The 23505-nt window shown below is 43.1% G+C and carries 28 protein-coding genes and 4 tRNA genes; all 32 read right to left on the bottom strand.

All coding sequences use genetic code 11. The features are described from left to right. Positions 1-50: 50 nt before the first annotated feature. The 32 genes from rpsN to G458_RS0118650 all read right to left on the bottom strand — a co-directional run bounded on the left by rpsN (position 51) and on the right by G458_RS0118650 (position 23447). Positions 51-320, bottom strand: coding sequence for a 30S ribosomal protein S14 (rpsN, locus tag G458_RS0118805; protein WP_026953276.1), 270 nt, complete (start codon positions 318-320; stop codon positions 51-53). Between the two features lie 2 nt (positions 321-322). Continuing rightward, positions 323-880: a 50S ribosomal protein L5 gene (gene rplE / locus G458_RS0118800; protein WP_026953275.1), complete on the bottom strand. Its 558-nt coding sequence runs from the start codon at positions 878-880 to the stop codon at positions 323-325. Beyond that, on the bottom strand, positions 873-1217 hold the full coding sequence (rplX, locus tag G458_RS0118795) for a 50S ribosomal protein L24 (RefSeq protein WP_026953274.1): 345 nt from the start codon (positions 1215-1217) through the stop codon (positions 873-875). Before rplX ends, rplE begins: the two co-directional genes overlap by 8 nt. A gap of 2 nt (positions 1218-1219) precedes the next feature. Further along, positions 1220-1588 carry a 50S ribosomal protein L14 gene (gene rplN, locus G458_RS0118790; protein WP_026953273.1) on the bottom strand — a complete coding sequence of 123 codons (369 nt, stop codon included), beginning with the start codon at positions 1586-1588 and terminating at the stop codon, positions 1220-1222. 2 nt (positions 1589-1590) lie between these two features. Then, a complete protein-coding gene (gene rpsQ / locus G458_RS0118785; protein ID WP_026953272.1) occupies positions 1591-1854 on the bottom strand; it encodes a 30S ribosomal protein S17 in 264 nt (87 codons plus the stop codon). A 19-nt stretch (positions 1855-1873) separates the two neighbouring features. Continuing rightward, positions 1874-2056, bottom strand: a complete 183-nt coding sequence (gene rpmC, locus G458_RS0118780; protein ID WP_026953271.1) for a 50S ribosomal protein L29 — start codon at positions 2054-2056, stop codon at positions 1874-1876. 9 nt (positions 2057-2065) lie between these two features. After that, positions 2066-2485: a 50S ribosomal protein L16 gene (gene rplP / locus G458_RS0118775; RefSeq protein ID WP_026953270.1), complete on the bottom strand. Its 420-nt coding sequence runs from the start codon at positions 2483-2485 to the stop codon at positions 2066-2068. A 25-nt stretch (positions 2486-2510) separates the two neighbouring features. Continuing rightward, complete coding sequence (gene rpsC, locus G458_RS0118770; protein WP_026953269.1) at positions 2511-3245, bottom strand: 30S ribosomal protein S3; 735 nt, start codon at positions 3243-3245, stop codon at positions 2511-2513. An 8-nt stretch (positions 3246-3253) separates the two neighbouring features. After that, complete coding sequence (gene rplV, locus G458_RS0118765; RefSeq protein WP_051287443.1) at positions 3254-3643, bottom strand: 50S ribosomal protein L22; 390 nt, start codon at positions 3641-3643, stop codon at positions 3254-3256. A gap of 2 nt (positions 3644-3645) precedes the next feature. Further along, positions 3646-3924: a 30S ribosomal protein S19 gene (gene rpsS, locus G458_RS0118760; RefSeq protein WP_026953267.1), complete on the bottom strand. Its 279-nt coding sequence runs from the start codon at positions 3922-3924 to the stop codon at positions 3646-3648. Positions 3925-3926: 2 nt separating this feature from the next. Beyond that, positions 3927-4751: a 50S ribosomal protein L2 gene (gene rplB / locus G458_RS0118755; protein WP_026953266.1), complete on the bottom strand. Its 825-nt coding sequence runs from the start codon at positions 4749-4751 to the stop codon at positions 3927-3929. Positions 4752-4764: 13 nt separating this feature from the next. Then, entirely contained in the window at positions 4765-5052 is a 288-nt protein-coding gene (gene rplW / locus G458_RS0118750) for a 50S ribosomal protein L23 (protein ID WP_026953265.1), read from the bottom strand. A 4-nt stretch (positions 5053-5056) separates the two neighbouring features. Continuing rightward, complete coding sequence (gene rplD / locus G458_RS0118745; protein ID WP_026953264.1) at positions 5057-5686, bottom strand: 50S ribosomal protein L4; 630 nt, start codon at positions 5684-5686, stop codon at positions 5057-5059. A 3-nt stretch (positions 5687-5689) separates the two neighbouring features. Beyond that, positions 5690-6322 (bottom strand): 50S ribosomal protein L3, encoded by a 633-nt coding sequence (gene rplC / locus G458_RS0118740; RefSeq protein ID WP_026953263.1) that lies wholly within the window; start codon positions 6320-6322, stop codon positions 5690-5692. A gap of 246 nt (positions 6323-6568) precedes the next feature. Continuing rightward, positions 6569-6874 carry a 30S ribosomal protein S10 gene (gene rpsJ / locus G458_RS0118735; protein WP_024284766.1) on the bottom strand — a complete coding sequence of 102 codons (306 nt, stop codon included), beginning with the start codon at positions 6872-6874 and terminating at the stop codon, positions 6569-6571. 11 nt (positions 6875-6885) lie between these two features. Continuing rightward, positions 6886-9006, bottom strand: coding sequence for an elongation factor G (gene fusA, locus G458_RS0118730; RefSeq protein ID WP_026953262.1), 2121 nt, complete (start codon positions 9004-9006; stop codon positions 6886-6888). Positions 9007-9011: 5 nt separating this feature from the next. Next, positions 9012-9479, bottom strand: coding sequence for a 30S ribosomal protein S7 (gene rpsG, locus G458_RS0118725; protein ID WP_026953261.1), 468 nt, complete (start codon positions 9477-9479; stop codon positions 9012-9014). 19 nt (positions 9480-9498) lie between these two features. After that, positions 9499-9912, bottom strand: coding sequence for a 30S ribosomal protein S12 (gene rpsL, locus G458_RS0118720; protein WP_026953260.1), 414 nt, complete (start codon positions 9910-9912; stop codon positions 9499-9501). 98 nt (positions 9913-10010) lie between these two features. Beyond that, the gene (locus G458_RS0118715; protein WP_026953259.1) at positions 10011-10325 is read right to left on the bottom strand and encodes a DUF3467 domain-containing protein; all 315 of its coding nucleotides are present in this window, start codon (positions 10323-10325) and stop codon (positions 10011-10013) included. Positions 10326-10392: 67 nt separating this feature from the next. Further along, on the bottom strand, positions 10393-14706 hold the full coding sequence (rpoC, locus tag G458_RS0118710; RefSeq protein WP_026953258.1) for a DNA-directed RNA polymerase subunit beta': 4314 nt from the start codon (positions 14704-14706) through the stop codon (positions 10393-10395). A gap of 47 nt (positions 14707-14753) precedes the next feature. Next, positions 14754-18629: a DNA-directed RNA polymerase subunit beta gene (gene rpoB, locus G458_RS0118705; RefSeq protein WP_026953257.1), complete on the bottom strand. Its 3876-nt coding sequence runs from the start codon at positions 18627-18629 to the stop codon at positions 14754-14756. Between the two features lie 156 nt (positions 18630-18785). Next, positions 18786-19169: a 50S ribosomal protein L7/L12 gene (gene rplL / locus G458_RS0118700; protein ID WP_026953256.1), complete on the bottom strand. Its 384-nt coding sequence runs from the start codon at positions 19167-19169 to the stop codon at positions 18786-18788. 42 nt (positions 19170-19211) lie between these two features. After that, positions 19212-19754 (bottom strand): 50S ribosomal protein L10, encoded by a 543-nt coding sequence (gene rplJ, locus G458_RS0118695; RefSeq protein ID WP_026953255.1) that lies wholly within the window; start codon positions 19752-19754, stop codon positions 19212-19214. Between the two features lie 2 nt (positions 19755-19756). Continuing rightward, entirely contained in the window at positions 19757-20455 is a 699-nt protein-coding gene (rplA, locus tag G458_RS0118690; RefSeq protein ID WP_026953254.1) for a 50S ribosomal protein L1, read from the bottom strand. A 10-nt stretch (positions 20456-20465) separates the two neighbouring features. Continuing rightward, positions 20466-20909, bottom strand: coding sequence for a 50S ribosomal protein L11 (gene rplK, locus G458_RS0118685; protein ID WP_026953253.1), 444 nt, complete (start codon positions 20907-20909; stop codon positions 20466-20468). Between the two features lie 3 nt (positions 20910-20912). Beyond that, positions 20913-21470 (bottom strand): transcription termination/antitermination protein NusG, encoded by a 558-nt coding sequence (gene nusG, locus G458_RS0118680; RefSeq protein WP_026953252.1) that lies wholly within the window; start codon positions 21468-21470, stop codon positions 20913-20915. A 13-nt stretch (positions 21471-21483) separates the two neighbouring features. Next, entirely contained in the window at positions 21484-21672 is a 189-nt protein-coding gene (gene secE / locus G458_RS0118675) for a preprotein translocase subunit SecE (protein ID WP_026953251.1), read from the bottom strand. Positions 21673-21687: 15 nt separating this feature from the next. After that, positions 21688-21758: transfer RNA gene (locus G458_RS0118670), tRNA-Trp, on the bottom strand. Between the two features lie 113 nt (positions 21759-21871). After that, complete coding sequence (gene tuf, locus G458_RS0118665) at positions 21872-23059, bottom strand: elongation factor Tu (RefSeq protein ID WP_026953250.1); 1188 nt, start codon at positions 23057-23059, stop codon at positions 21872-21874. 57 nt (positions 23060-23116) lie between these two features. Further along, positions 23117-23188, bottom strand: a tRNA-Thr gene (locus G458_RS0118660). Between the two features lie 29 nt (positions 23189-23217). Beyond that, positions 23218-23290: transfer RNA gene (locus G458_RS0118655), tRNA-Gly, on the bottom strand. 74 nt (positions 23291-23364) lie between these two features. After that, positions 23365-23447, bottom strand: a tRNA-Tyr gene (locus G458_RS0118650). Between the last annotated feature and the right edge of the window lie 58 nt (positions 23448-23505).

Below are 23505 nucleotides of genomic sequence, written 5' to 3'. Positions count from 1 at the left end.
GCGTGCAAAGTTACGAATTGATTTTTAGAATAAAAACTACTGTCGTTTTTTTACCAGCTAGACTTAGTCAGACCAGGAATTTTACCAGCAGCAGCCATTTCTCTGAAGGTAACCCTGTTGATACCGAATTTTCTCATGTATCCTTTAGGACGACCGGTCAGCTTACATCTGTTGTGAAGTCTTACCGGAGAAGCATTTTTTGGTAATTTGTCAAGGGCTTCGTAATCACCAGCTGCTTTTAGCTCGGCTCTTTTCTTGGCATACTTGGCTACCAGTCTTTCTCTTTTTCTCTCACGAGCTTTGATGGACTCTTTTGCCATGATTATTCTTGATTTTTATTTACGAAAGGCATACCGAAAGCTTTCAACAGTGCAAAAGCCTCTTCATCTGTATTTGCGGTAGTCACAAAAGTGATATCCATACCAGAGATTCTGTTCACCTTTTCGATGGAGATCTCAGGGAAGATAATCTGCTCAGTCACTCCCAAAGTGTAGTTTCCTCTGCCGTCAAATCCTTTGTCGGAGATTCCTTTGAAGTCACGTACACGCGGAAGTGCCACAGTCATCAAACGGTCCAGGAATTCATACATCTTCTCACCTCTGAGAGTTACTTTAGCTCCGATTGGCATACCTTCTCTCAACTTAAAGTTGGAAACGGCAATTTTCGCCTTAGTTGCTACGGCTCTCTGACCAGTGATCAAAGAAAGTTCTTCTACACCCTGATCGACTAATTTCTTGTCTGCTACTGCAGCACCGATACCTTTGTTGATGACAATCTTTGTCAACTTAGGAACCTGCATGACAGAGGAGTACTGAAATTTCTCTTTCAAAGCTGGAACGATATCGTTCACATACTTTACTTTAATTCTTGGATTAGCCATTGATCACCTCCCCGGTTGTCTTAGAGTATCTCACTAGTTTACCATTTTCGCCTGCCTTGCGTCCAGTTCTGGTAGCTTCACCAGTTTTAGGATCTACAAGCATCAGGTTACTCAAATGCAAGGCCGCTTCCTTCTTTTCGATACCTCCCTGAGGTTTTGCAGCAGTAGGCTTCACGTGTTTGGTGATCATATTGATTCCTTCCACGATAGCTCTTCTTTTTTCAGTATCTACAGAAAGTACCTTGCCGGTTTTTCCTTTGTCATCACCGGAAATCACCTTTACAGTGTCACCGGTTTTGATATGCAGCTTAGGCTGCTTGTTGAATTTTCTTTCCATGATTAAAGTACTTCAGGGGCCAAGGAAACGATTTTCATAAACTGCTTTTCTCTAAGCTCTCTGGCAACTGGTCCGAAGATACGGGTGCCTCTAGGCTCGTCGTTGTTGTTTAACAACACAGCAGCATTGTCTTCAAATCTGATATAAGAACCATCCTTTCTACGGATTTCTTTTTTGGTTCTCACGATAACCGCTTTAGAGACGGTACCTTTTTTCATGTTGCTTGATGAAAGGGCAGACTTTACAGTCACGACTACTTTGTCACCGATAGAAGCGTAACGCTTCTTTGTGCCACCCAATACGCGGATCACCAATACTTCTTTTGCACCGGAGTTGTCCGCAACGCTTAGTCTTGATTCTTGCTGTATCATGATTACTTAGCCCTTTCAATAATTTCAACTAATCTCCAACGCTTGTTCTTGCTCAGCGGACGAGTTTCGCTGATTTTCACCACATCACCTGGGTTACATTCGTTGTTCTCGTCATGAACCATAAATTTGGTAGTCTTTGCAACAAATTTACCGTAGATCGGGTGCTTCACGCGTCTTTCTACAGCTACAGTGATGGACTTATCCATCTTGTTGCTCACGACTTTACCAATTCGTTCTTTGCGAAGATTTCTCTCAATCGTAGCCATTTTCTTTTCTGTTAGCTAGTTATTTGGAGGTCAATGCAGTCTTCAATCTTGCGATAAGACGCTTGGTCTCTCTGATTCTGTTAGGATTCTCAATTGGAGAAATCGAATGGGCAAATCTCAATTTGCTTAGATTCTCCTGCTCAGCGACAATGCGCTCGGCGATTTCACTTGCTGAAAGTGATCTGATTTCAGTGTTTTTCATAGTTCCTGATTATTCAGCGTAGTCTCTTCTTACAACAAATCTAGTACTTACGGGTAGCTTCTGCTGCGCAAGTCTCAACGCCTCTTGAGCGGTCTCCAGGCTCACGCCTGTAGCTTCGAAAAGGATCGTTCCTGGCTTGATAACGGCTACCCAATATTCTGGAGCACCTTTACCTTTACCCATACGAACCTCTGCGGGCTTCTTGGTGATAGGCTTGTCAGGGAAAATTCTGATCCAAACCTGTCCTTCTCTCTTCATCGCTCTTGTCATGGCAATTCGTGCTGCCTCGATCTGGCGAGAAGTAATCCATCCTGGCTCAAGGGATTTAATGCCAAAGTTGCCAAAAGAAAGCTCGTGCCCTCTTTGCGCAATGCCTTTGACACGGCCCTTGTGCATTTTTCTATATTTAGTTCTTTTCGGCTGTAACATGATTTCTCACTTAGAACGGTGAAAATTAGTTATTTCTTTTTCTTCGTCTCGGACCGTTATCTCTGCCTTTTGGACCAGATGGTCTTTGACCTTTAGGTTCGTTGGCAGCTCCTTGGTTTGGAGAAAGGTCTCTCTTTCCGTATACCTCACCTTTGAAGATCCATACTTTGATCCCTATGATACCGTATACTGTAAGAGCCTCGGAGATAGCGTAGTCAATGTCTGCTCTAAGTGTATGAAGAGGAATTCTTCCTTCTTTGTACATTTCAGAACGAGCCATTTCCGCACCACCTAGACGACCGGAAAGTTTAACTTTGATTCCTTCAGCGCCTACTCTCATAGAAGCAGCGATTGCTTGCTTCATGGCACGTCTAAAGGATATTCTAGCCTGAAGCTGCTGTGCGATAGATTCACCGACCAATTTAGCATCCAATTCAGGACGTTTGATTTCGAAGATATTGATCTGAATATCTTTGTTGGTGATCTTCTTAAGCTCTTCTTTAAGCTTGTCTACTTCGGCTCCACCTTTACCAATTACTACCCCTGGTCTTGCAGTGTGGATTGTCAAAGTGATTCTTTTAAGCGTACGCTCAATGATCACCTTAGAAATACCACCCTTAGGGATTCTGGCAAGGACATATTTACGGATCTGCTGATCTTCATATAGTTTTTCAGCGAAGTCTTTCCCACCATACCAGTTGGAATCCCAGCCTTTTACTACACCAAGTCTGAATCCTATTGGGTTAATCTTTTGTCCCATAGTCTTTCTTAATTTGCCTTTTCGTTTGATTCTACAATATCAGCGGTAACATCTGCGTTGAATGCATCAACAACCAGGGTTACATGATTTGATCTCTTGCGGATTCTATGACCTCTACCTTGAGGCGCTGGTCTCAATCTTTTCAAAGATCGGCCTTCGTCTACCATGATAGTTTTTACATATAGATCAGCTTCCTCAAGTTTTGCATCAGGATTTTTTGCCTGCCAGTTGGCCACAGCTGAAAGGAGAAGTTTCTCCAATTTCATCGCTCCATGGTTAGGAGTGAATTTCAGAATGCTTAGAGCCAATCCTACTCTTTTGCCTCTCACGAGGTCAGCCACCAAACGCATTTTGCGAGGGGACGTAGGAACATTTCTTAATCTTGCTATTGCTTCCATGATTATCTCTTTCCTTTATCTTTTTTAGCAACGTGGCCTCGGAAGTTTCTAGTAGGAGCAAATTCACCTAGCTTGTGACCGACCATGTTGTCAGTGACAAATACTGGAATAAACTTGTTACCGTTATGCACAGCGAAGGTGTGGCCTACAAAATCCGGAGAAATCATAGATCTTCTTGACCAAGTCTTGATCACAGATTTCTTGCCTGATTCGTTCATGGCATCTACTTTCTTCACCAAGTGGTGCTCGATATAAGGACCTTTTTTTAATGAACGTGCCATAATTATTTAGATCTTTTGCTGATGATGAACTTGTTTGAATACTTCTTAGGTGTTCTGGTTTTCTTACCTTTCGCAAGAAGACCTTTTCTGGATCTTGGATGTCCACCAGAGGAACGTCCTTCACCACCACCCATTGGGTGATCGACAGGGTTCATCGCCACACCTCTTGTACGAGGTCTAACGCCCAACCATCTCTTACGACCAGCTTTACCCAATACGACGTTCATGTGGTCAGCATTGGATACAGTACCAATAGTGGCCATACAAACACCTAGAATAAGTCTCATCTCACCAGAAGGAAGTTTTACGGTCACGTATTTCGAATCACGAGCTACGATCTGCGCATAACCACCGGCACTTCTGGCCAATGCACCACCTTTACCAGGCTTCAATTCCACGTTGTGTACAATAGTACCCATTGGAATGTTTGCCATTGGCATGGCGTTACCCACTTCTGGGGCAACTTGCTCACCGGAAATCACTGTTTGTCCTACTTGCAAACCTTCCGGAGCGATAATGTAGGCTTTAGCACCATCTGCGTAGTAAAGTAGGGCAAGACGTGCTGTTCTGTTTGGATCGTACTCGATAGCTTTTACAGTAGCAGGTACACCAAACTTGTTTCTTTTGAAGTCTACAATTCTTAGTCTTCTCTTATGACCGCCACCGATGTATCGGGCAGTCATTTTGCCTTCATTATTTCTACCGCCTGACTTTTTCGCGGGAGCGAGAAGAGATTTCTCTGGCTTTGACGCTGTAATTTCGTCAAATGCAGGAGCAACTCTAAATCGGGTTCCCGGAGTAACAGGCTTCAACTTTTTAATTGCCATGATATTGATTCAATTAAATTTCTCCGTAAAAATCAATAACCTCACCGTCGGCCACTTGCACGATTGCTTTCTTGAAAGCATTGGTGAAGCCTGATACGATTTTATTCTTGGTGTATCTTGTCTTATGCTTCGCAGCATATCTCATGGTACGAATAGATACCACTTTCACACCGTACGTTTTCTCTACAGCGTTTTTGATTTCTGTCTTACCGGCAGTTTTTTCTACGATGAAACCGTAAATTCCCTTTTCGTTAAGAGCGGAAACCTTTTCTGTAATCAAAGGCTGCTTTAGAATATCCATTGTCTTATTTCGATAAAATGGTTTCCAATTTACTTACAGATCCTTCGCACAGAACCAGATGGTCAGCATTGAGGAGTTGGTAAGTATTCACATCATTTACAGTCACTACTTTCGCCTTTGGAAGGTTTCTGCTGGACAAGAATACATTCTTGTTGTCCTCTGGGAGAACCAACAAAGTCTTCTTGTCAGAAAGAGAAAGACCGTTCAATACTGCGATGTAGTTTTTGGTCTTTGGAGCATCAAATGAAAGATCTTCCAATACCATCAGGCTGTTGTCTTTTGCCTTGTAAGAAAGGGCAGACTTACGAGCCAACTGCTTCACTTTTTTATTCAATTTGAAGGAATAGTCTCTTGGCTTAGGACCAAAAACTCTACCTCCACCTCTGAAGTTTGGAGCCTTCAAAGATCCAGCACGGGCACCACCGGTACCTTTTTGCTTTTTGATCTTCTTGGTCGATCCAGCTACTTCATTTCTTTCTTTTGATTTGTGAGTTCCCTGTCTTTGGTTAGCCAGGTATTGCTTCACGTCCAGGTAGATTGCGTTATCGTTTGGTTCGATCGCGAAGATCTCATCAGAAAGGGTCACCTTTCTACCTGTATCTTGTCCTTTGTGATTGATTACTGCTAATTCCATGGCTTACTTCTCCAGAATAACGTATGAATTTTTTGGACCAGGTACTGAACCAGAAACCAATAGGAGGTTTTGCTCAGGATAAACCTTCAAAATTCTCAAGTTGAGAACTTTAACACGATCACCTCCGGTTCTTCCGGCCATTCTCATTCCCTTAAATACTCGGGATGGCCAAGAACAAGCACCAATGGATCCTGGGTGTCTTTGTCTGTTGTGCTGACCGTGAGTTTGTCCACCCACACCACCAAAACCATGACGCTTCACCACACCCTGGAAGCCTTTACCTTTTGAAGTACCGATAGCATCGACGAAGTCACCTTCTACGAATACTTCTCCAGCCTTCACTTCATTTCCGAGCTTCACTTGGCCTTCAAATTCGACCCTGAAGTCACGGAACTCAACAACTTTGTGCTTTGGTGTAGTACCGGCCTTTTTAAAGTGACCGATCAGTGGCTTAGGAGTGTTTTTCTCCTTACGCTCACCATACGCCAACTGCACAGCGTTGTACCCGTCTGTTTCAACGTTTTTTACTTGCGTCACTACGCAAGGACCAGCTTCTATTAGCGTGCATGCGACATTACGTCCATCGGCACTGAAGATGCTAGTCATTCCGACTTTTTTTCCTATAATACCAGACATCTTGTATAAGATAATTTGATAATCCACAAGCGATTATACACTTGGGCCCTTTTTAAGGACTGCAAAGTTACTGAAATAAAATTCGGCAGCAAATCCCAACTCTAATATTTTCAAACAATTAGGAAAAATTTCATTCTGCCGGATTCACCGTAAAAGGCTTCGGGCAGCAAAAAATTTCAAAAATGGCTATAAAAACAAAAGACCTGCTGGATTTGCAGGTCTTTTGAATTTGCTTTTCAAGTACTGTCAGACTTTGATTTCTACATCCACTCCACTTGGAAGCTCGATCTTCATCAAAGCATCTACTGTCTTAGAAGAGTTAGAGTAGATATCCACCAATCTCTTGTAAGTACAAAGCTGATACTGATCTCTGGCTTTCTTGTTTACGTGTGGAGACTTCAATACTGTGAATTTCTCCTTCTTGGTAGGCAATGGAATAGGACCAACTACTACCGCGCCAGTGGCTTTTACAGCCTTCACGATCTTCTCTGATGACTTGTCCACCAGGCTATGATCGTATGATTTTAATTTTATTCTGATTTTCTGGTTCATTTTCTTGAAGATTAGGCTTTTTCACCTTTTACTTTTGCAATTACCGTTTCTGCGATGTTGCTTGGAACAGGCTCGTAGTGAGAGAAGGTCAAAGACGCTGTAGCTCTACCGGAGGAGATTGTTCTCAAATCAGTCACATAACCAAACAACTCGGACAAAGGAACTGCGGCTTTGATAACAGTAGAAGTACCTTTGGTATCCATACCTCTCATCAAACCTCTTCTTCTGTTCAAGTCACCAGTGATTGGACCTGTGTATTCGTCAGGAGTAACCACATCTACAGACATGATCGGCTCAAGTAACTGAGGCTTACATTTTTTAGCTGCCTCTTTGAAACCAATTCTTGCTGCCAATTCGAAAGACAAGGCATCGGAATCCACGTCATGGTAAGAACCGTGGAACAATCTTACTTTCATGGACTCGATAGGATATCCAGCCAAAGGACCATTTTTCATAGCTTCCTGGAAACCTTTCTGTACCGGCGCGATGAATTCTTTTGGAATAACACCACCCACAATTCCGTTCACAAAGTCCAAACCTGGCTTGATCTCTCCTGTCTCAGGATCTGGATCTTTTGGTCCAAGTTCGAACACGATATCCGCGAACTTACCTTTACCACCTGTTTGCTTCTTGTAAACTTCTTTGTGTTCAACATTGCCAAACAAAGCTTCTTTGTAAGCAACCTGAGGAGCACCTTGGTTGATCTCTACTTTGAATTCACGCTTCAATCGGTCAATGATGATTTCCAAGTGAAGTTCACCCATACCTCTCAAGATGGTCTGACCAGTTTCCTGATCAGTGTTTACCTGAAGGGTTGGATCTTCTTCTACCAATTTAGCGATCGCCATACCAAGCTTGTCAACGTCAGCTTGAGTCTTAGGCTCGATAGCATAACCGATAACTGGCTCAGGGAAGATCATAGATTCAAGAACTACCTTACGCTTTTCGTCGCAAAGAGTGTCTCCAGTTTTGATATCCTTGAAACCAACTACTGCACCGATATCACCAGCTACCAATCTTTCGATTTGGTTCTGCTTGTTAGCATGCATCTGGAATACTCGGGAGATACGCTCCTTATTGCCAGAACGGCTGTTGAATACATAAGATCCAGACTCAAGGATACCTGAGTAAGCTCTTACGAAGCAAAGTCGACCAACAAATGGGTCAGTAGCGATTTTGAAAGCCAAACCAGTAAATGGTTCTTTTTCATCAGGGGCGATTCTGACTTCTTTTTCTTCATTGTCCAATTCATGGCCAATGATATCATCCTTGTCCAATGGAGATGGAAGCAATTCCATTACCAAGTCAAGCATAGTCTGAACCCCTTTATTTTTGAAAGAAGATCCACAAACCATAGGAACAACTTTCATTTTGATAGTTGCTTCTCTAAGTGCAGCCAAAATCTCAGCTTCAGTAATTGAATCTGGATCTTCAAAATATTTCTCCATCAAAGACTCGTCGAATTCAGCTACGGATTCAAGCAAGTGCTCTCTCCATTGTGCTACTTCGTCAAGCATGTCTTCAGGAATAGGAATAACTTCGTAAGTCATCCCCATGTCGTGCTCATTCCAAGTGATCGCACGGTTATTGATCAAGTCAACAACCCCTTTGAACTTGTCCTCAGCACCGATTGGCAATTGCAAAGGAACGGCATGGGAACCCAGCATTTCCTTTACTTGCTTGCAAACCTCCAAAAAGTTTGCACCAGCACGGTCCATTTTGTTCACGAAACCGATTCTGGCTACTTTGTATCCATCAGCCAATCTCCAGTTGGTCTCTGATTGAGGCTCTACGCCGTCAACAGCACTAAACAGGAAAACTAGACCATCCAGGATTCTCAAGGAACGGTTAACCTCAACAGTAAAGTCAACGTGTCCCGGAGTATCGATGATATTGACTTGATACTTTTGCTCTTTGTAGTTCCAAAATACGGTAGTGGCCGCAGAGGTAATGGTGATACCTCTCTCTTGCTCCTGAGCCATCCAGTCCATGGTAGCTGCACCATCGTGCACCTCGCCGATTTTGTGGCTGACACCGGAATAAAATAGGATACGCTCAGTGGTGGTAGTCTTACCGGCATCGATGTGCGCAGCAATCCCGATATTTCTTGTAAATCTTAAATCTCTTGCCATCCTAATTAAAATCTAAAGTGAGAGAATGCTTTGTTGGCTTCGGCCATTCTGTGAGTATCATCCTTCTTCTTCACTGCGGCACCTTCGCCTTTTGCAGCTGCGATGATTTCTCCAGCAAGTCTGTCCATCATGGTTTTCTCACCTCTTTTTCGAGCGTAGTTGATCATCCACTTGATTCCAAGGGCCATCTTTCTTTCTGGTCTGACTTCCATTGGAACTTGGAATGTAGCACCACCAACTCTACGACTCTTCACCTCAACGGATGGAGCAATATTGTTAAGCGCTTTTTTCCAAACCTCAAGACCATTCTCACCTACTTTTGATTCCACTTTCTCGATTGCATCGTAGAAAATGTTGTAAGCAATACTCTTCTTCCCGTCGTACATCAGACAGTTTACAAACTTAGTGACCAAAGTATCATTGAACTTTGGGTCAGGAAGAATATATCTCTTCTTTGGTTTCGCTTTTCTCATTTCTTTCTAAAATATTTTGTTATTTCTTCTTGCCTGGAGCTGCAGCAGGAGCGCCTTTGCCAGCTTTAGGTCTTTTAGCACCGTACTTGGAGCGACCTTGCTTACGGTCTTTTACTCCGGCAGTATCCAATGCACCTCGGATGATGTGATATCTTACACCTGGAAGGTCCTTCACACGACCACCTCTGATCAATACGATTGAGTGTTCCTGTAGATTGTGACCTTCACCCGGAATGTAAGCGTTCACTTCTTTTCCGTTCGTCAATCTCACCCTCGCTACCTTTCTCATAGCTGAGTTAGGCTTCTTAGGGGTTGTAGTATATACTCTGGTACAAACACCTCTCCTTTGCGGACATGCATCCAAGGCACGAGATTTCGATTTGATTTCCAGTGTATTTCTACCTTTTCTTACTAACTGTTGAATAGTAGGCATTAACTGATAAAATTTAGTTTTCCTGTAAACTGTTAAATTTTGGACTGCAAAGGTACAATAAGTAATAAGAGTAACAAAATTAAGCAGTTATATTTTTGTTAGGCTTCACCTGGGGTCCCGAAGGAAATTGGAAAGGACGGAGCCCCTCCTCCTTGATTGATTTTTCCGAAGGCAGCTTCATATTTTTCAATGTTGTCTTTCAATGCTGCAAGCAATCTTTTAGCATGGTCTGGAGTGACAATAATTCTGGATTTGACTTTTGCCTTGGGTACCCCTGGCATTAAGCGGATAAAATCAATTACAAACTCTGAATTGGAATGGGCAATCATCGCCAGATTGGAATACACACCCTCTGCCACTTCTTCCGATAATTCCACATTAATTTGCTGTTCCGGATTTTTGATATCGTCCATGTTGTTTTTGGATTAAAAAAGGCCTGTATGTTTAGTACAGGCCCTTTTGATAAACACTATTTTCTAATTAGAGAATTGCTTCACTGGATTTTTTGGAGGAAGTTCTTTCCATATTTTCAGAAAGTTTTTCATACTCTTCCTTAGATCCGACGATCATATTATGGAAAGCTCGCTGACCAGTACCTGCTGGGATCAGGTGACCTACGATCACATTTTCCTTCAGTCCCAAAAGCTCATCTCGCTTACCTCTGATCGCTGCTTCGGAAAGTACCTTGGTAGTTTCCTGGAAGGATGCTGCTGAGATAAATGATTCTGTGCCCAAGGAAGCTGCAGTGATACCCTGTAGAGTTGGAGCAGATACTGCTGTTTCAGCATCTCTTACCTGTACCAATTTCAAATCTTTCCGCTTCAAGCTAGAGTTTTCGTCTCTTAATCTTCTTGCAGAAATGATCATGCCTGGCTTCAAGGTAGAAGAGTCACCCGCATCCATCACCACCTTCTTGTCCAAGATATTGTCGTTTTCCTCACGGAACGCCCACTTATCTACAACTTGCCCCTGAAGGAAATTGGTGTCACCTGCGTCAAGGATTTCAACTTTCTGCATCATTTGAGATACGATTACCTCAATGTGCTTATCGTTGATTTTCACACCCTGAAGTCGGTACACTTCCTGAATTTCATTCACCAAGTATTCCTGAACTGCGGTTGGTCCTTTGATTGCCAAGATATCGCTAGGAGTAATAGCTCCGTCAGAAAGTGGCTCACCAGCTCTGATGAAGTCATTTTCCTGAACCAGGATGTGCTTGGACAAAGAAACCATGTACTTCTTGATCACCCCGTCCTTAGACTCGATGATGATTTCTCTATTACCTCTCTTGATACCTCCGTAAGTAACAACACCGTCAATTTCAGAAACCACAGCCGGGTTGGAAGGGTTACGTGCTTCGAATAGTTCGGTTACTCTTGGAAGACCACCGGTAATATCTCGGGTTTTACCAACGGATCTAGGAATTTTAACCAAGATCTGACCAGCTTTCACTTTTTCACCTGCTTCTACAGCAAGGTGAGCTCCCACTGGAATGTTATATCCTTTTGAATCTTCGCCATAGTTGACGATGATCGCAGGGTTCTTAGTTCTATCTTTTGTATCGATGATTACCTTCTCACGGAATCCAGTCTGATCATCGGCAACCTCCTTGTAAGTGATACCTTCTACAATTGCTTCGAATTCAATTGAACCATCAAATTCAGAAAGAATCACAGCATTGTATGGATCCCAAGTACAAAGAGAATCTCCTTTAGAAATCTTCTGACCATCCTTCACATTTAGGATTGCTCCGTAAGGAACGTGGTTAGAAACCAAAGTTTTTCCTGACTTAGCGTCATTGATTTTAATTTCACCGGATCTACCCATTACAATGGTCACTGGCTCACCATCTTTGTTAGTGGTTTCGATGTATCTCAATTCTTCTTCGAATTCAACTACACCGTCAAACTTAGCATTGATGCTGGCATCAACCGCCATGTTCGAAGCAGTACCACCTACGTGGAATGTTCTCAAGGTCAACTGAGTACCTGGTTCACCGATAGACTGTGCCGCGATTACGCCGACAGCCTCACCTGCTTGTACCATATTTCCAGTGGCCAAGTTTCTTCCGTAACACTTGGAGCAAACTCCTCTTCTAGTTTCGCAAGTCAATACAGATCGAATCTCTACTTCTTCAATAGCAGACTCGTCTACTTTTCTAGCGATATCGTCGTCGATTTCAATTCCAGCCGGAACAATCAATTCTTCTGTCACCGGATCATACACATCGTGTACAGAAACTCGACCCAAGATTCTTTCAGAAAGTGGCTCGACAATCTCATCGTTGTCTTTCAATGGCTGAACCACCAATCCTCTCAAAGTACCGCAATCCTCTTCAGTCACGATCATATCTTGCGCTACGTCTACCAAACGACGAGTCAAGTAACCCGCATCGGCAGTTTTCAAAGCCGTATCCGCCAGACCTTTTCGTGCACCGTGAGTGGAGATAAAGTACTCCAATACATCCAAACCTTCTTTAAAGTTTGAAAGGATAGGGTTTTCAATGATTTCACCTACGGAACCCTGAAGGTTTTTCTGAGGCTTAGCCATCAATCCTCTCATACCACCCAACTGACGGATCTGCTCTCTGGAACCTCGGGCTCCTGAGTGCATCATCATGTAGATGGCGTTGAATCCTTGCTTGTCCTCTTCCATCTTCTTCATCAGATTGTTCGTCAAATGAGAGTTGGTACGAGTCCAAATATCAATTACCTGGTTGTAACGCTCGTTATCCGTGATCAGACCCATCAAGTAGTTGTTCCAAACCTGGTCAACTTCTTCTTTCGCTTTCGCGATCATTGGTTCTTTTTCTTCAGGAATGATTACGTCATTCAATCCCATAGAAAGACCACCTTGGTAAGCCATTTGGAATCCTAGATGCTTGATATCATCCAAGAATTGGGCAGTACGTGCAATGCCGCAGACTTTTACAACTTCAGCGATGATCTGCTGTAGTTTTTTCTTCGTCAAAAGCTCGTTGACATAACCTACTTCTTCAGGAACAAACTGATTGAAGATCAATCGGCCTGCTACTGTTTCAATGATTTGTTCTGTGATCTCACCATCGGCATTTCTCACCTTCACCTTGCACTTAATGTTGGCGTGCTTGGAGATCTTCTCTTCGTTCAAGGCGATGATAACTTCCTCAGTGCTGTAGAAAGTCATTCCTTCACCTGCAACAGGTTCTTCCGGTGTGGATTTCTTTCCTTTGGTCACATAATACAGACCCAAAACCATGTCTTGAGAAGGTACTGTAATTGGAGCACCGTTCGCAGGGTTAAGGATGTTGTGAGCAGAAAGCATCAAGGTAGAAGCTTCCAAAATCGCCTCATGTCCTAGAGGTACGTGTACCGCCATTTGGTCACCGTCAAAATCGGCGTTGAATGCAGTACATACCAATGGGTGAAGCTGGATGGCTTTTCCTTCGATCAATTTTGGTTGGAATGCCTGGATACCCAATCTGTGAAGAGTTGGGGCACGGTTTAGGAGCACTGGGTGTCCTTTCAATACGTTTTCCAAAATATCCCAAACCACTGGATCTTTACGATCCACGATTTTCTTGGCAGATTTTACAGTCTTTACAATACCTCTTTCAATCAGTTTTCTGATGATAAACGGCTTGAAAAGCTCAGCTGCCATATTTTTAGGAAGACCACACTCGTGAAGCTTCAATTCTGGACCTACGACGATTACAGATCGACCGGAGTAATCCACACGCTTACCTAGCAAGTTTTGACGGAAACGGCCTTGCTTACCTTTCAACATATCGGAAAGGGATTTCAAAGCACGGTTACCATCGGATCTTACCGCATTTACTTTTCTGGAGTTATCGAAAAGTGAATCCACAGCTTCCTGTAGCATACGCTTTTCGTTTCTCAAAATCACCTCTGGAGCTTTGATATCGATCAAACGCTTCAGACGGTTGTTTCTGATGATTACTCTTCTGTACAAATCATTCAAGTCAGAAGTAGCGAATCGTCCACCATCCAAAGGAACCAATGGACGCAATTCCGGTGGAATAACAGGAACCATTCTTACTACCATCCACTCCGGACGGTTTTCAATTCTGGTTCTTGCATCACGGAATGCTTCTACCACTTTTAGACGCTTCAGCGCTTCTGCTTTTCTCTGCTGAGATGTATCGGTAGCAGCTTGGTGACGAAGAGAATAGGAAAGATCATCCAAATCCAATCTTGCCAACAACATTTCCAAAGCTTCAGCACCCATTTTGGCGATGAATTTATTTGGATCGTCATCGTCCAGCATGTGGTTTTCCTTTGGAAGCTTATCCATGATATCCAAGTATTCATCTTCTGTCAAGAAGTCCAAATACTGGATACCTTCTTCCGCCTTAATACCAGCTTGCACTACAACATAACGCTCATAGTACACGATCTGGTCAAGCTTTTTAGTAGGAAGCCCAAGAAGGTAACCGATTTTGTTTGGAAGAGACTTGAAATACCAGATGTGCGCTACAGGAACCACCAATTCGATGTGCCCCATACGCTCACGACGTACTTTTTTCTCAGTCACCTCTACACCGCAACGGTCGCAGATAATGCCTTTATATCTAATTCGCTTGTATTTTCCACAATGACATTCCCAATCCTTCACAGGTCCAAAGATTCGCTCACAGAACAAACCACCCATTTCAGGCTTGTAGGTTCTATAGTTGATGGTCTCTGGCTGGGTTACTTCACCGTTTGAACTATCCAGAATAGATTCTGGAGAGGCCAAGCTGATTGTAACTCGGGAGAAATCGTTGTTGAGTTTTTTATTTTTTCTAAACGACATAATGTTTTGAGATATGTTCAGGGCGGTTACCCGCCCCATGAGCCAAATTAATCCAGTGTAATTTCAAGAGCCAAGCCTCTCAACTCATGAACCAATACATTGAATGATTCAGGAATATTTGGCTTAGGAAGGTTTTCACCTTTCACAATAGCTTCGTAAGCTTTTGCTCTACCGATTACGTCATCAGACTTCACAGTCAAGATTTCTTGAAGGACATGAGATGCACCGAATGCTTCCAGTGCCCACACTTCCATTTCTCCAAATCGCTGACCACCAAACTGTGCCTTACCACCCAATGGTTGCTGGGTAATAAGTGAGTATGGACCGATGGATCTTGCGTGCATCTTGTCATCAACCAAGTGACCTAGTTTCAGCATGTACGCCACCCCTACAGTTACAGGCTGATCAAATTTCTTACCGGTCAAACCATCGTATAGGTAAGTACGGCCATAAGCTGGCAATCCTGCCAATTCCAATTCAGCAGAAACCTCATCCAATGAAGCTCCGTCGAAGATTGGAGTAGCGTATTTCTTGCCCAACTTCTGTCCAGCCCAAGCCAAAACGGTTTCGAAGATCTGACCGATGTTCATTCGGGAAGGTACACCCAGTGGATTCAATACGATATCCATTGGAGTTCCATCTTCCAAGAATGGCATGTCTTCATCTCTTACGATTCTTGCCACGATACCTTTGTTACCGTGACGACCTGCCATCTTATCTCCTACTTTCAGCTTACGCTTCTTGGCGATATACACTTTGGCTAGCTGAACGATACCTGCTGGAAGTTCATCACCCACCTCAAGTGTGAATCTATCACGCTTGAACAGACCGGAAATCTCGTTTCTGGCGTTGGTGTAGTTTTTAACCAATTGTACAATCAATGAATTGGTGTGCGCATCGTCTGTCCAATCATCCAAGATGATGTCGGAAATCAGGTTAGCCTCCTCAGGAACATTGTAGTTAGACTCATCTCTGTAAGGGTTCTTAGCAGGGAAAAGGTTATTCTCGATGTTCTTATGGTTGAACTTCACGCCTTTGCTGATGATTTCATCACCAAACTTGTGCTTCACACCCAAGGAAGTCTTACCATCCAATATGGTCACCAACTTGTTGATCATTCTGGCACGGATGCCCAAAAGATCCTTAGAATATTTTGCTTTCAGTTTTTCAACTTCAGCTTTTGACTTGGCTCTGTTATCCTTGTCCTTCTTAGGTCTGGAGAACAGTTTTGTTTCGATAACCACACCATTCAAAGAAGGAGAAGCTTTCAATGAAGCATCTTTCACGTCACCAGCTTTGTCACCGAAGATCGCTCTCAAGAGTTTTTCTTCCGGAGTTGGATCAGTCTCTCCTTTAGGAGTGATTTTACCAATGATGATGTCGCCTTCTTTTACTTCAGCACCGATTCGGATAATCCCGTTTTCGTCCAAATGCTTAACAGCCTCTTCAGAAACGTTAGGGATTTCAGAAGTCAATTCTTCTTCGCCTCGCTTAGTATCTCTTACTTCCAACTGGAATTCTTCCACGTGAATGGAAGTAAAGATGTCCTCACGAACTACTCTTTCGGAGATTACAATCGCATCCTCGAAGTTGTATCCTTGCCAAGGCATGTAAGCTACTTTTAGGTTTTTACCCAAAGCCAACTCACCGTTATTTGTAGAATAACCTTCTACCAAGACCTGACCTTTCTCTACTCTCTCTCCCTTCAATACCAAAGGAGTCAAGTTGATGGTAGTGTCCTGGTTGGTTCTTCTGAATTTGATCAGATCGTATGTTTTGTATTCGTCAGAGAAATTCACCAATAGATCCTCTTCAGTAAGGTCGTACTTGATGGTGATTTTCTTGGCATCTACATAATCCACAACTCCGTTTGCTTCCGCAATGATCAGGGCTCTGGAATCAATAGCTGCTTTTCCTTCCAAACCTGTTCCTACAATAGGAGCTTCAGGTCTCAACAAAGGAACAGCCTGGCGCTGCATGTTGGATCCCATCAATGCACGGTTCGCATCATCATGCTCCAAGAATGGAATCAAGGATGCTGCTACGGACACGATTTGGTTTGGAGCAACGTCCATGTAAGAAATCTCACTTGGTTCCAATACCGGGAAGTCCCCTTCAAATCTTGCCTTTACTTTTTCATTGATGAAGTTTCCTTTTTCATCCAACGGTGCATTTGCCTGGGCAATGTTATTATTGTCTTCTTCCTCTGCAGTCAAGAACACAATACTTTCTTTGTCCATACCTACTTTTCCGCCCTCCACTTTTCTGTATGGGGTTTCCAAGAAGCCCATGGAATTCACTTTAGCATGCACGCAAAGAGAAGAGATCAAACCAATGTTTGGACCTTCAGGAGTTTCGATGGTACAAAGACGGCCATAGTGTGTATAGTGAACGTCTCGAACTTCGAAACCTGCTCTTTCTCTGGAAAGACCGCCTGGACCCAAAGCTGAAAGCCGTCTCTTATGAGTCAATTCGGCCAGCGGGTTGGTTTGATCCATGAATTGAGAAAGCTGGTTGGTTCCAAAGAAGGAGTTGATCACAGAAGAAAGTGTACGGGCGTTGATCAAATCGACTGGTTTGAAGTCTTCATTGTCACGAACGTTCATTCTTTCTCGGATAGTTCTGGCCATTCTGGCCAAACCAACTCCAAATTGGCTATACAACTGCTCACCTACAGTTCTCACACGTCTGTTAGACAAGTGATCAATATCATCCACTACTGCTTTGGAATTGATCAAACCGATCAAATACTTCACGATGTAGATGATATCTTCTTTAGTCAATACGATCTTCTCAGCTTCGATATCCAAACCAAGCTTTTTGTTGATTCTGTATCGACCTACTTCACCAAGATCATAACGCTTGTCTGAGAAGAACAAACTTTGGATGACTTCACGAGCAGTAGCTTCGTCAGGAGCTTCAGTATTTCTCAATTGACGATAAATAACCTCAACTGCTTCTTTTTCAGAGTTGGAGTTATCTTTCTGTAATGTATTGTAGATGATTGAGTAATCGGCCACGTTCACATCTTCTCTATGGAGAATGATGGACTTTGAGCCGGAATCCAAAATCATTTCGATGTCTTCTTCAGTCAGGACGGTATCACGCTCAAGCAATACCTCATTTCTGTCGATGGAAACTACCTCACCGGTGTCCTCATCTACGAAGTCTTCTACCCAAGTTCTCAAAACCCTTGCCGCCAATTTTCTTCCGGCTACTTTTTTCAAAGCAGTCTTGGTGGCAGATACTTCCTCAGAAAGACCAAACAAGTCTAGGATATCTTTATCAGATCCATAACCGATTGCTCTCAACAAGGTCGTAACAGGGAATTTTTTCTTACGGTCGATGTAAGCATACATGACATTATTGATGTCCGTAGCGAATTCGATCCAAGAACCTTTGAAAGGGATAATCCTTGCGGAATAAAGCTTGGTTCCGTTGGTGTGTTTACTTTGAGCAAAGAAAACACCTGGAGATCTGTGCAACTGAGACACGATCACTCGTTCGGCACCATTGATTACAAATGACCCTTTTTCGGTCATGTAAGGCAGGTTGCCTAGGAACACCTCTTGCTCGATGGTTTCGAAATCCTCATTGTCCTCATCGTGGCAAAGTAGTCTCAATTTCGCCTTTAACGGAACGGAATAGGTCAATCCACGATCGATACATTCACCCACGCTGTATTTTGGTGGATCAACGGCATAGTCAATAAATTCCAGGGTAAAGTTTTCTCTGGAATCACTAATCGGGAAGTTTTCAGCAAAAACTTTAAATAACCCATCTGCCCGTCTCTTTTCTGCGGGAGTATCCAACTGGAAAAAGTCTTTGAATGACTGCAGCTGAATATCGAGAAAATCGGGATAGTCTTTGACCACCTTAATGGAGGAGAAGCTTTTCCTTTCGGTTTGATTCTTGATAGCCAAGGTAGTGTATAGTTTATAGTGAAATTAAATGTTGGAAAGTGAATATTTCCACTTGAAATAATGCAATTTTCGACCTGTGCATAAACAGGAAAAGACCTGACTTTAAAAGTCAGGTCTTCGGGCTTATCCCTGTCCTAATGGGCAGAGATCCGCAAATTACTTGATCTCTACTTCAGCACCAGCTTCTTCTAGAGACTTCTTCAAAGCCTCAGCTTCGTCCTTAGCGATACCTTCTTTCAAGGCCTTAGGAGCAGCGTCAACTAGATCTTTTGCTTCTTTCAAACCAAGACCGGTCAATTCTTTAACCAATTTCACTACTGCAAGCTTCTGAGCTCCAGCAGCCTTAAGAACTACGTCGAAAGAAGTTTTTTCCTCTTCAGCAGCACCGCCATCAGCACCACCAGCAGCAGGACCAGCAACAGCTACTGCAGCAGCAGCTGGCTCAATTCCGTACTGATCTTTAAGGATATCAGTCAATTCTTTAACTTCTTTTACAGTCAAGTTTACCAACTGTTCTGCAAGTTGTGTAAGATCTGCCATTGTATTAATTATTTAATTTGTTTTTTGAATGATTTGATAAGATTATTTTGCTTCTCGATCAGCAAGAGTCTTAAGAACACCAGTGATGTTATTTTGTCCAGACTGCAATGCAGATACGAGATTTTTAGCAGGAGACTGAAGCAATCCGATAAGATCACCCAGCAATTCTTGCTTAGACTTAAGATTAGACAACATTTCAAGGTTGTTCTCGCCCAAGATTACATCTGAGTCGATTCCCGCACCTTTGAATACAGGTCTTGTTTCTTTTTTACCTTGTTTCTTTCTGAAATCCAGCAATACTTTTGCTGGAAGGTTACTAGTCTCTTTAGAGAAAATAATTCCCGAGAACCCCTTCAAAGCACCGTCCGCCAATTTGGAGTAGTCAGAATCCAAGTTCTCAAGGGCTTTGGCAATAAGGGTATTTTTGTACACCTTATATTCAACACCTCTTTCGTAACAAGTTCTTCTGAATGCGTTAACCTCCGCTACTGAAAATCCAGACGCGTCTGTAATATAGAAGAAAGGGTTTTCCTTCAATTTCTCAGTCAGACTGTCGATAATTAGTTTTTTCTCGTCTCTAGTCATGATTAAATACCTTGAATACTACCCTTGTCAATAGCTATACCCGGGGACATAGTACTGGACAAATGAATGCTTTTGAAATATGTTCCTTTAGAAGAGGAAGGCTTAAGTTTGGAAATAGTAGTGATAAGTTCCTTCACATTTTCCTGAATTTGCTCAGGAGAGAAAGACACTTTTCCTACACCAGCATGGATAATTCCAAATTTGTCTACCTTGAAATCAATCTTACCAGCTTTTACTTCTTTTACAGCTTTACCAACTTCCAGAGTTACGGTTCCTGATTTAGGATTTGGCATCAAGCCTCTAGGACCTAATACTCTACCTAACCTACCTACTTTAGCCATTACGTTAGGCATAGTGATGATGACGTCAACGTCAGTCCATCCGCCTTCGATTTTGGCAATATAATCGTCCAAACCAACGTAATCTGCACCTGCTTCGGTGGCTTCTGCTACTTTGTCAGGAGTACAAAGCACCAATACTTTGATGTCTTTGCCTGTACCATGAGGAAGTGCTACTACACCTCTTACCATTTGATCAGCTTTACGAGGATCTACGCCCAAACGAACGTCTACATCCACAGAAGCATCAAATTTTGTCATGGTAATTTCCTTCACCAGTGAAGAAGCTGCCTCCAGGGAGTACACTTGGCTTGGGTCGTACTTAGAAAGAGCTTCTTTTTGCTTTTTTGTTAACTTAGCCATTGTTGTTTATTTATACTTCCCAAGGGGCTTTACCAGATACTGTGATACCCATGCTTCGTGCAGTACCCGCCACCATTTTCATGGCCGATTCTACTTTGAAAGCATTCAGGTCAGGCATTTTCGTCTCAGCGATTGCTCTCACTTGATCCCAAGTGACAGAACCTACCTTTTTTCTGTTTGGCTCCGCAGAACCGCTTTTCACTTTTGCAGCTTCCAACAGCATATTTGCAGCTGGTGGAGTTTTTACTACAAAGTCAAAAGACTTGTCAGAATACACTGTAATCAGCACAGGAAGCACAGTACCCATTTTTTCTTGAGTACGCGCGTTGAACTGCTTACAGAACTCCATGATGTTCAAACCCTTGGAACCAAGAGCTGGACCTACTGGAGGTGACGGATTAGCCTGGCCACCTTTCACCTGTAGTTTTACATAACCAGTGATTTCCTTAGCCATTGCTTAGTCTTGTTTTTCTACTTGTATAAAGTTTAATTCAACAGGAGTATTTCGGCCGAAAATCTTAACCATAACGTTAAGCTTTTTCTTTTCCTCAAATATCTCCTCAATTGTCCCGGTAAATCCACTGAAGGGACCGTCCATTACCTTAACGGCCTCTCCGACTATAAATGGTGTATCCTGCTTCTCGGCAAACTCATCAATCTCCTCAACCTTTCCTAAGATACGGTTGACTTCAGACTGTCGTAATGGTTCAGGGGTTTTGGAAGCTCCCCCCTGGTTTGATCCAAGAAAACCGATTACTCCCGGAATACTCGTAATTACGTGATTGGCTTCACCATTGGAAAGATCCGCATTGACCAAGACGTATCCAGGAAAGAAATTTCTTTCTCTGACACGTTTTTTACCGTTGCGCATCTCATATACTTTCTCAGAAGGAATAAGCACCTCAGGAATGAATTCATCCAACTTCTGTCTGTAGATCTCATTCTCCAGATAAGTCTTGGTCTTTTTTTCCTGCCCTGCTACTACTCTGAGGACGTACCATTTATGTTCAGCCATTCTGTAATGTCAATTAGAATAAATCATAAAACCATGTCATGATATTTTCGAATCCCAAATCAATCACCCCGATAAACAAGGCAAAGATCAGAGACGCTACCAATACCAATACGGCACTGTTTTGAAGGAAGGAGAACTTTGGCCAGGTGACCTTGTTCTTCATCTCATCATAAGATTCGAGGACAAAGCTTTTCAGATTCATAGTCTATTACTGATGCACGGGCAGAGAGATTCGAACTCCCATCAACGGTTTTGGAGACCGCTATTCTGCCATTGAACTATGCCCGTGTAAATGAACGATCCCCAAACGGGAACGCAAAATTAGGGATAAAGTCTTTAGAAACAAATGCGATCCCAAAATTTTCTTCGGGATCGCATCATTAATTTTAAAGTATTATGGATTAGTCCAAGATTTCGGTAACCTGACCGGCACCTACTGTACGACCACCTTCACGGATCGCAAATCTCAAACCTTTCTCCAAAGCCACTGCTGACAACAAGTTAACTTCGATAGTTACGTTGTCACCTGGCATAACCATTTCCACATTCTCAGGAAGTTTGATCTCGCCAGTTACGTCAGTAGTTCTAAGGTAGAACTGAGGTCTGTACTTGTTGAAGAATGGAGTGTGACGTCCACCTTCTTCTTTAGAAAGTACGTAAACTTCAGCCTTGAAGTGAGCGTGAGGCTTCACAGAACCTGGCTTACAGATGATCATACCACGCTTGATTTGAGATTTTTCAATACCTCTCAACAACAAACCTACGTTGTCACCAGCTTCACCTCTGTCAAGGATCTTACGGAACATCTCAACACCAGTAACGGTAGACTTCAAGCCTTCAGCACCCATACCGATGATATCAACTGGATCACCAGAGTTAACTACACCTCTTTCGATACGGCCAGTTGCTACAGTACCTCTACCAGTGATAGAGAATACGTCTTCTACAGGCATCAAGAAGTCTTTGTCAACCAAACGCTCTGGAAGAGGAATGTAAGAGTCAACAGCATCCATCAATTGCATTACTGTGTCCACCCACTTCTCTTCACCGTTCAATGCACCAAGTGCAGAACCAGCGATTACTGGGATGTTGTCACCGTCGAATTCGTAGAAAGAAAGCAATTCTCTAACTTCCATTTCAACAAGTTCCAACAATTCAGGATCGTCCACCATGTCCACTTTGTTCAAGAAAACAACAAGCGCTGGAACACCAACCTGACGAGCCAAAAGGATGTGCTCTCTAGTTTGTGGCATTGGTCCATCAGTAGCAGCTACTACAAGAATAGCGCCGTCCATCTGAGCAGCACCAGTAACCATGTTCTTCACATAGTCAGCGTGACCAGGACAGTCTACGTGAGCGTAGTGTCTCTTTTCAGTCTGATATTCTACGTGAGAAGTGTTGATGGTGATACCTCTTTCTTTCTCTTCTGGAGCGTTGTCGATAGAAGAGAAATCTCTCAATTCAGAAAGACCTTTTTTTGCCAATACGGTAGTAATGGCGGCAGTCAAAGTTGTTTTGCCATGGTCTACGTGTCCAATCGTACCGATGTTAACGTGCGGCTTGGAACGGTCGAATGTTGCTTTTGCCATGCGTGAAAATCCTCAGTTTAAGTTTAAAGATATGTTTAGATAATAATTTCTGTGTTGAGCCAACGACGGGATTTGAACCCGTGACCCCTTCCTTACCAAGGAAGTACTCTACCCCTGAGCTACGTCGGCTTACCAATACTCCGTGCTAAAAAGCACAGAGCGGGAGACGAGGCTCGAACCCGCGACCTGCAGCTTGGAAGGCTGCCGCTCTACCAACTGAGCTACTCCCGCTTGTGTCCGGCGTACCGGATATTTTTAATGCCCTGCAAAACTAGAAAAAAATTTTACAATCAGGCAATTCTAGGTGGGGGAAACAGGATTCGAACCTGTGAAGACATAAGTCAACGGATTTACAGTCCGTCCCAGTTGGCCGCTTTGGTATTCCCCCAACTGCGTTAATTTCTTAAAGTTTCTGAGCCCTTATGACCTTAACGGATGGCAAAATT

Source organism: Algoriphagus mannitolivorans DSM 15301, assembly GCF_000429425.1.
GTDB lineage: Bacteria > Bacteroidota > Bacteroidia > Cytophagales > Cyclobacteriaceae > Algoriphagus > Algoriphagus mannitolivorans.
This window is presented reverse-complemented; position numbering and strand designations above follow the sequence as displayed.